Raw genomic sequence first — 1,016 nt, forward strand, 5'->3', positions numbered from 1 at the left:
CAGAACCGCGACGTCACCCGCGCCATGGTGGAAACCGCCTGGCGGATCGGCACCGGCGCCGGCGGCACGCGCAACATTTCCGGCAATTCCCATGCGATCGTGGGGCTGGAAGCGGAGCTGGCGGACCTCCATGGCAAGGAGGCGGCTCTCGTCTTCACCTCGGGCTACGTGTCGAACCAGACCGGCATCGCGACCCTTGCCAAGCTGATTCCGAATTGCCTGATCCTCTCGGACGCCCTCAACCACAACTCGATGATCGAGGGCGTGCGCCAGTCCGGCTGCGAGAAGGCGATTTTTCGCCATAACGACCTCGAGCACCTCGAAGAGCTGCTCAAGGCCGCCGGCGACCGCCCGAAGCTGATCGCCTTCGAGAGCGTTTATTCCATGGATGGGGACATTTCGCCGATCCATGCGATCTGCGACCTGGCCGAGCGCTACGGCGCGATGACCTATCTGGATGAAGTCCACGCGGTCGGGATGTACGGTCCCCGCGGCGGGGGCATCGCCGAGCGCGAGGGCGCCATGCACCGAATCGACGTGATCGAGGGCACCCTCGGCAAGGCGTTCGGCGTCATGGGCGGCTATATCGCCGCAACCCGGGCCGTCATCGACGCCGTCAGAAGCTTCGCACCGGGCTTCATCTTCACCACCGCCCTCCCCCCGGCCGTCGCCGCGGCGGCCACGGCCTCGGTCCGCCATCTGAAGGCCTCCACGACGGAAAGGCAAAAGCACCAGCGCCAGGTCGCGCGCACGAAATCCGTTCTGTCCGGGGCGGGTCTGCCCCTTCTCGACACGGTGACCCACATCGTCCCGGTCATGGTCGGCGATGCGGAAGCCTGCAAGGCAGCCTCCGACCGGCTCCTGGACAAGCACGGCATCTATATCCAGCCGATCAACTATCCGACGGTCCCGCGGGGCACCGAACGCCTGCGGATCACGCCCGGCCCGTTCCATACGGACGTGCACATCGATGCGCTTGCCCGCGCCCTGGTGGAAGTCTGGACCGCTTTGAGCCT

At 66.2% G+C, this 1,016-nt stretch carries 1 protein-coding gene; it reads left to right on the forward strand.

Annotated elements, in window-relative coordinates:
• Positions 1 to 1,016, forward strand: a 1,016-nt coding sequence (gene hemA / locus LJD17_RS23915) for a 5-aminolevulinate synthase (RefSeq protein ID WP_227386757.1), incomplete at both ends; no start/stop codon positions are given.

The organism is Microvirga rosea, assembly GCF_020595095.1.
GTDB lineage: Bacteria > Pseudomonadota > Alphaproteobacteria > Rhizobiales > Beijerinckiaceae > Microvirga > Microvirga rosea.